Here is a 6,881-nt window from a genome sequence, read left to right as displayed (position 1 = left end):
GGGTTTTATAAAAAGTCCACAGTGTTACTATTAATTATAACAAAATTGAGAAAGGAGCGTATTGATGTATTTCAGTATAAATACATCATACAAGGTTTTTATGATAGATAAGAAAACAGCAATATATAATTGTGGAAAGGAATTATTTAGTTCTAATGGATTTAAGGATACAAACATTTCTGATATTACGAAGAAAGCTGGAGTTGGAGTAGGAACATTTTATAATTATTATGATTCAAAAGAAAAACTTTTTATGGAAATATTTTTGGATGAGAATGTAGAACTGAAAAAAAATATGATGGTGTCCATTGACCTTGAGGATGAACCTGGGAAGTTAATTAAAGAAATACTAAAGTTTAATCTTAATGGCATGAATTCAAATCCTATTCTGAAACAATGGTACAACAAAGATGTATTCAATAAGATAGAGCAATTATATAGGGAAGAGAATGGGATAAATTCAGTTCATTTTTTATATGATAATTTTATTGATATCATTGAGAAATGGCAGCTTGAGGGGAAGATGAGGAAAGACATTGCTCCTGATTTTATTATGACCATCTTCTTTTCGATCATTAATATGGATACCCATAAAGAGGAAATAGGGATTGAATATTTTCCGGAAATCCTGGATTATCTGACGGAGTTTGTAATGAAAGGTTTAGCGATATAAGGAGGTTGCCATTGTTAAAGAATGTAGAGGCTCAATCCTGCTATTATGGTATGGATACGGTTATTACCAGTAAGGCGTATGGCAGATATGCCAAAAGAGCCCTGAAAGCAGCCGCCAAGGAAGCCTTAAGGTTGGAGAAACTGTTAAGCCGCTTTATACCTGAAAGTGATATAAGCAGAATAAACAGATCAGCAGGGTTGAACTGGGAACAGATCAGTGATGACACTTTAGAGGTATTATCTCAAGCCGGTAAATTATCAAATTACAGTAAAGGTCTATTAGATATCACCATCGCACCTTTGGTTGACTTATGGAGAGCGGGTAAAGATACATTAGAGATTCCTGATGATTTAAGGATAAAGCAGCTTCTGCCCCTGGTAGATCATAAGGGTTTGGAATTGAATTTCCATGGAAAAGCAGCAATACTCCATAAAACCGGGCAGGCGATTGATTTAGGAGGGATAGGAAAAGGGTATGCAGGTGATAAGCTGTTAAAACTTTATAAGAAATATGATATCTCATCGGCTTTTGTCAATATTGGAGGAAATGTGCTTACCTTAGGAAGGAAGCCGGATGGTTCCAAGTGGCAGGTAGGAATCAGCCATCCCAGAGAGGAGAATCATTTGATTGGAACTGTTGAAGCAGCAGATAAAGCAGTAGTTACCTCAGGAGATTATCAGCGCTATTTTAAAGATTCCCAGGGCAAAAGACAACATCATATCCTGGATCCGTCCACTGGTTATCCGGCAGAATCAGGGTTAGTAAGTGTAACTATAGTTTCGGATAGTTCAACTGCAGCTGATGGGTTATCTACAGTATTGTTCGTGGCAGGAAAGGAACAGGGGATTGAACTCTTAAAGAATGTTCCCAATACGGAAGCAATTTTTATAGATACAGACTTGGTGGTCCATATAACAGCAGGTTTAACAGATTGTTTTCATGCAGTCAGAGATATAAAGGTAAAGGTCTTAAATTAATTATGAAGGGAAGATAAAATGAAAAAGAAAGGAAAGATTAAAATGGTTATTTTAGGAATTGTGATTTTCTTGGTTGTTGGTATGGGAGGAGCATTATTATTTACTGAAGGAGAAAGACGGGAAGGTAAAAATCTGCCTATTGATAATGTTGACTTTAAAAGGCTTGATGATGGCACCTATATTGGGGAATATGAAGGCGGGAAATATAAATGGAGAGCCAATAAAGCGAAAGTAACCATAAAATCAAATAAGATCACGGACATAGAAATAATAGAAGATAAAGTGAGCAATACAACTGAGATTAAAAATAAATTATTTCAAAGGGTAATTGAAAAACAATCCCTCCAGGTCGATACTATCAGTGGTGCTACAATTACTTCAAAAGCTTATCTTAAATCTATTGAAAATGCTCTTAAAAAGACAAAAGAGAAATAGATATCGTGGATTGTAGTATCATCTTAATTTTAAATGAATAGATAAACAAAAGAACGCTTGTGAAAAGGCGTTCTTTTGTTGTTATAATTGGAATTAACGGTGGACTAGATTAGTCTTGATGTATGGGATATAATTAGTTAAAATGAATATAATTCACTAATTATTAGGAGCGGTATCAGGGTTAAAGAAATTTTTTCAGTGTAATGATAAATAAAATTAAGGATAATAAGGAGGAAACACATGGGAGAGAACAGTATTGGACAAAAGTCTTATATAAAAGTAATCGATTACATAAAAAAACAAATACGAATTGGTGAGCTAAGGATTGGATCCAAATTACCTGCGGAAAGAGAATTATCTGAAATCCTTGGGGTAAGCCGCAATTCTGTACGTGAGGCAATTCGAACACTGGATATTATGGGGGTTATCTCAAGTCAGCAGGGAGCAGGTAATTATCTGTCAGGTAATTTTGAAAATAACATGGTAGAAACTATGTCAATGATGTTTTTATTAGATCAGATCGATTACAGGCAAATCAGCCAATTACGCCGTGGTTTAGAGTTACAGGCTTTAATCATTGCAATTGATAATATAACTGAGCCGGAAATTATCCAACTGGAGAAAATAATCTTACAGTTAGAGCATGAGTCAGAAGAAAACAATGTCATATTAGATAAAAGACTTCACTATAATATAGCCCTTGCATCAAAAAATACTTTAATTATTAATATTTTACAGGCACTATCAGAGATTATTGATCAGTTTATTGTTGATTTAAGAAGAGAAATCTTAAGTACGGCTGATAGTAAAAGCAGACTTATGGAAGCTCATATAGATATGGTAAAAAGTTTAGTCAATAAGGATAAAAAACTTGCTTATGAAGCAATTAACAAACATTTTGGTACAATTGACGAAAAAATATTAAAAAATGATATCAAAACTAGCATATGATTCACATTTTCGTCATATCATACAAAGGTCTTGTTAAAAAAGTGTCATTTATTGACGGTTTGGTGAAAGGAAAGTATAATAAAATTACAAATTGGTCCTACCAATCGAAGAAAAGGTTGGAGGAACGATGGGGTGTTGCACTAGGAGAGATGCAACTCCCTTCTTTTTACCTGAACTGGTCCTACCAATTTTCTGAATCACGTGACAGGCATTTGGAATGGAACTCTAACAAAAAACCGTGCAGAGCACGTAGATGGGAGCCAACTATGAATATGACTTTACTGTTTGTCTTAGCTTTACTGCCAATTATCTGGCTGATCGTTGCATTGACAGCTTTGAAAATTCCTGGTTTTAAAGCCTGTTCCATAGCACTGGGTATTGCATATGTTTTGGCAGTTGCCGTATGGAAGATGCCGCTATTTGACAGTATCACAGCAATTGCTGAAGGAGCCGCATTAGCTTTATGGCCAATTATCATTGTAATCATAGCTGCTATATTTACTTACAATGTATGTGTAGCAACAGGACAAATGGAAGTAATTAAAAAAATGTTAGCAAGTGTCACGAAAGATAAAAGAGTCTTAGTATTAATCATCGCATGGGGCTTTGGAGGCTTCATGGAAGGTATGGCAGGATTCGGAACTGCAGTTGCAATTCCTGCAAGTATGTTATGGGGCTTAGGCTTTGATCCGGTATTCGCTGCAATTGTATGTCTGATCGCCAATGCAACCCCTACAGCATTTGGATCCATTGGAATTCCTACAACGACTTTGGCAAAAATAACAGGGCTAAATGTAATTGGTCTATCAACGAATACAGTTATTTTACTTATTCCACTAATTATTTTAACACCGTTTATTTTAGTATATTTAACTGGCAAATCAAAAAAAGCGTTAAAGGGAGTAGGGATCATTACACTGATCTCAGGATTGTCCTTCATAATTCCAGAATATTTGGTTGCTAAGTTTCTGGGAGCAGAACTTCCGGTTGTTATTGGCTCTGTATGTTCTATGTTGTGTACAGTCTTAGCAGCTAAAGTATTCGGTAAAGGTGATATTAACAAAGAATATTGTCTGGAAGCGAACAACAACAATCATTCAGTAACGAAAAAAGAGGCATTTGTAGCTTGGAGTCCGTTTATTTTAATCTTCATTTTCCTTTTAGCAACGTCTAAATTAATTGGTCCATTTAATGACTTATTATCTACGGTAAAGACTTCTGTTAATATTTACACGGGAAAAGATGCAGCTGCTTATACTTTTTCATGGCTGGCAACACCGGGTCTTTGGATTATTCTTGCAGCTTTTATAGGTGGAAAAATCCAAGGTGCAAATATGAAGGAAATGTTTGTGATTTTTTATAAGACAATTATTCAGATGATGAAGACAGTTATAACAATTATAGCAATTATGGCCACTGCAAAATTAATGGGTTATAGTGGAATGATTGCATCCATATCACTTATGTTTGTAACAGTTACCGGTTCATTTTATCCATTCTTTGCACCACTACTGGGTTCCATTGGTACCTTTGTAACAGGAAGTGGAACATCTGCCAGTGTATTATTTGGTGGATTACAGGCAGAAACATCAACTGCTCTGAATTTAAATCAGGCATGGATCGCGGCTTCTAATACAGCAGGAGCAATTACAGCAAAAATGATTTCACCACAAAGTATTGCAGTAGCAGTTGCAGCAGTTAGTTTACAAGGAAAGGAAAGCGTATTATTAAAAGGTACTTTTAAATATTATCTTCTTTTCTTAAGCATAGTAGGTATATTTACTTATATCGGAGCACAATTTTTAGTTTAATTATTTGATAATAATCGTGATATCACGAAAGGGAGGATTATATGAATATTTTAGTATGTATTAAACAAGTTCCTGACAGTAATAAGGTTGAAGTAGATCCAGTAACTGGGGTACTTAAAAGGAACGGTGTGGAATCAAAAATGAATCCATATGACCTGTATGCAATTGAAACAGCACTTAGATTAAAAGAAAAAATGGGAGGGGAAGTATCCGTAGTATCTATGGGACCTCCTCAGGCAGCAGGAATCATTAGAGAAGCATTTGCAATGGGGGTAGATAAAGGAGCTTTAATATCAGATCGTAAATTTGGTGGAGCTGATGTTTTAGCAACAAGTTATACTATTTCTCAGGGTATTAAAATATTAGGGGGCTTTGACTTAATTCTTTGCGGTAAGCAGACCATTGACGGTGATACTGCCCAGGTTGGGCCAGAAATATCAGAATGGCTTGATATACCTTGTGTTTCTAATGTTTCAAAAATCGTGGAAGTAGAAAATGAATCTATTATAGTAGAAATGGATATGACGGATGATATAGAGATTACCAGAGTACAATTTCCTTGCCTTCTTTCCGTTGATAAAGATATCTTTATTCCAAGACTGCCTTCCTATGTGAAGAAACAAGAAACAAAGGATCGTGAAATTACTATGATAAGTTTAAATGAATTAGAAGATAAAGATGAGATGCATTATGGATTAAATGGTTCGCCAACTCAAGTGCAGCGTATTTTCCCACCAGAAGTGAATACTCATCAGGAGATGTGGAATGGAGACGGTACAGAACTAACGGATCAATTAATGAAAAAACTTCAAGAATTGAAATTTGCATAGGAGGATAGAATTATGGCAAAGTTGGTAATTAATCAATCAAAAGTTGGAGATATAAAAGAGATAATAAGTATCTGTCCTTTTGGAGCAATGGAAGAAAAGGATGGAGAGCTTCAGATAAATGCAGCCTGTAAGATGTGTAAGCTATGTGTGAAAAAAGGTCCGGAAGGTGCAATCGAATATGTGGAAGAAGAAGTAGCATCTGTAAATAAAGAGGAATGGAAAGGAATTGCAGTCTATGTAGACCATATAGACGGCATAATCCATCCAGTTACTTATGAACTTATTGGTAAGGCCAAAGAATTAGCAGGGAAAATAAATCATCCGGTTTATGCTATTATGATGGGCAGTAATATTACGAATCAATGTCATGAATTACTTCATTATGATGTAGACAAAGTATTTGTATATGATTATGAAGAATTAGATCGTTTTAAAATGGAGCCGTATACTGCAGTATTTGAAAATTTTGTAGCTAATATTAAACCAACAGCAATACTAGTTGGTGCCACAAGTGTAGGTCGCCAATTAGCACCACGTTTATCTGCAAGATTAAAGACAGGACTTACTGCAGATTGTACGATACTGGATATCAATGAGAATACAGATTTAGTTCAGATTCGTCCAGCCTTTGGCGGAAACATTATGGCACAGATCTTAACTCCAAATCATAGACCACAGATGGCAACGGTCCGCTATAAAGTTATGGATGCTCCAAAGAGAAAAGAAAATGAATCAGGAGAAATTATTGAATGCAGGATTGAGACTGATAAATTAAACAGTAAGGTAGATGTAATTGATATCATTGCCAAAGAAAAAGAACAATTCATTGAAGCATCTGAAGTATTAGTGGTCGTTGGCCGTGGTGTAAAGAAAGAAGAAGATATCCAGATGATTCAGGAATTGGCAGATTTATTAGATGGTCAGCTTGCATGTACCAGACCTGTGATGGAAGCCGGCTGGTTAGAAGCAAAACGTCAGGTAGGACTTAGTGGAAGAACAGTAAGGCCAAAATTAATCATCACCATAGGGGTATCCGGTTCTGTTCAATTCACTGCAGGTATGAATAATTCAGAACATATTATCGCAATTAATAAGGATGAAAATGCACCGATTTTCAAAACGGCACATTATGGTCTGGTGGGAGATTTATACGAAATCATTCCAAATTTAATCAATCAAATTAAAGTTAGCAAGGGGGCATAAG

Annotated in this window: 7 protein-coding genes; all 7 read left to right on the top strand. The window is 35.5% G+C overall.

The window, feature by feature from the left end; genetic code table 11:
• Nucleotides 1-100: 100 nt before the first annotated feature.
• On the top strand, nt 101-673 hold the full coding sequence (locus EDD66_RS12845) for a TetR/AcrR family transcriptional regulator (protein ID WP_123610002.1): 573 nt from the start codon (nt 101-103) through the stop codon (nt 671-673).
• A gap of 11 nt (nt 674-684) precedes the next feature.
• Nucleotides 685-1,650 (top strand): FAD:protein FMN transferase, encoded by a 966-nt coding sequence (locus tag EDD66_RS12840; RefSeq protein WP_243115354.1) that lies wholly within the window; start codon nt 685-687, stop codon nt 1,648-1,650.
• 18 nt (nt 1,651-1,668) lie between these two features.
• Complete coding sequence (locus EDD66_RS12835) at nt 1,669-2,085, top strand: FMN-binding protein (protein ID WP_123609987.1); 417 nt, start codon at nt 1,669-1,671, stop codon at nt 2,083-2,085.
• 240 nt (nt 2,086-2,325) lie between these two features.
• Nucleotides 2,326-3,036, top strand: coding sequence for a FadR/GntR family transcriptional regulator (locus EDD66_RS12830; RefSeq protein ID WP_123609986.1), 711 nt, complete (start codon nt 2,326-2,328; stop codon nt 3,034-3,036).
• A 266-nt stretch (nt 3,037-3,302) separates the two neighbouring features.
• Entirely contained in the window at nt 3,303-4,847 is a 1,545-nt protein-coding gene (locus EDD66_RS12825) for an L-lactate permease (protein ID WP_207667784.1), read from the top strand.
• A gap of 41 nt (nt 4,848-4,888) precedes the next feature.
• Nucleotides 4,889-5,677 carry an electron transfer flavoprotein subunit beta/FixA family protein gene (locus tag EDD66_RS12820; RefSeq protein ID WP_123609985.1) on the top strand — a complete coding sequence of 263 codons (789 nt, stop codon included), beginning with the start codon at nt 4,889-4,891 and terminating at the stop codon, nt 5,675-5,677.
• A gap of 12 nt (nt 5,678-5,689) precedes the next feature.
• Nucleotides 5,690-6,880: an electron transfer flavoprotein subunit alpha gene (locus tag EDD66_RS12815; RefSeq protein ID WP_123609984.1), complete on the top strand. Its 1,191-nt coding sequence runs from the start codon at nt 5,690-5,692 to the stop codon at nt 6,878-6,880.
• Nucleotide 6,881: the final 1 nt, after the last annotated feature.

Origin of the sequence: Mobilisporobacter senegalensis, from assembly GCF_003752155.1 — a bacterium.
GTDB lineage: Bacteria > Bacillota > Clostridia > Lachnospirales > Lachnospiraceae > Mobilisporobacter > Mobilisporobacter senegalensis.
This window is presented reverse-complemented; position numbering and strand designations above follow the sequence as displayed.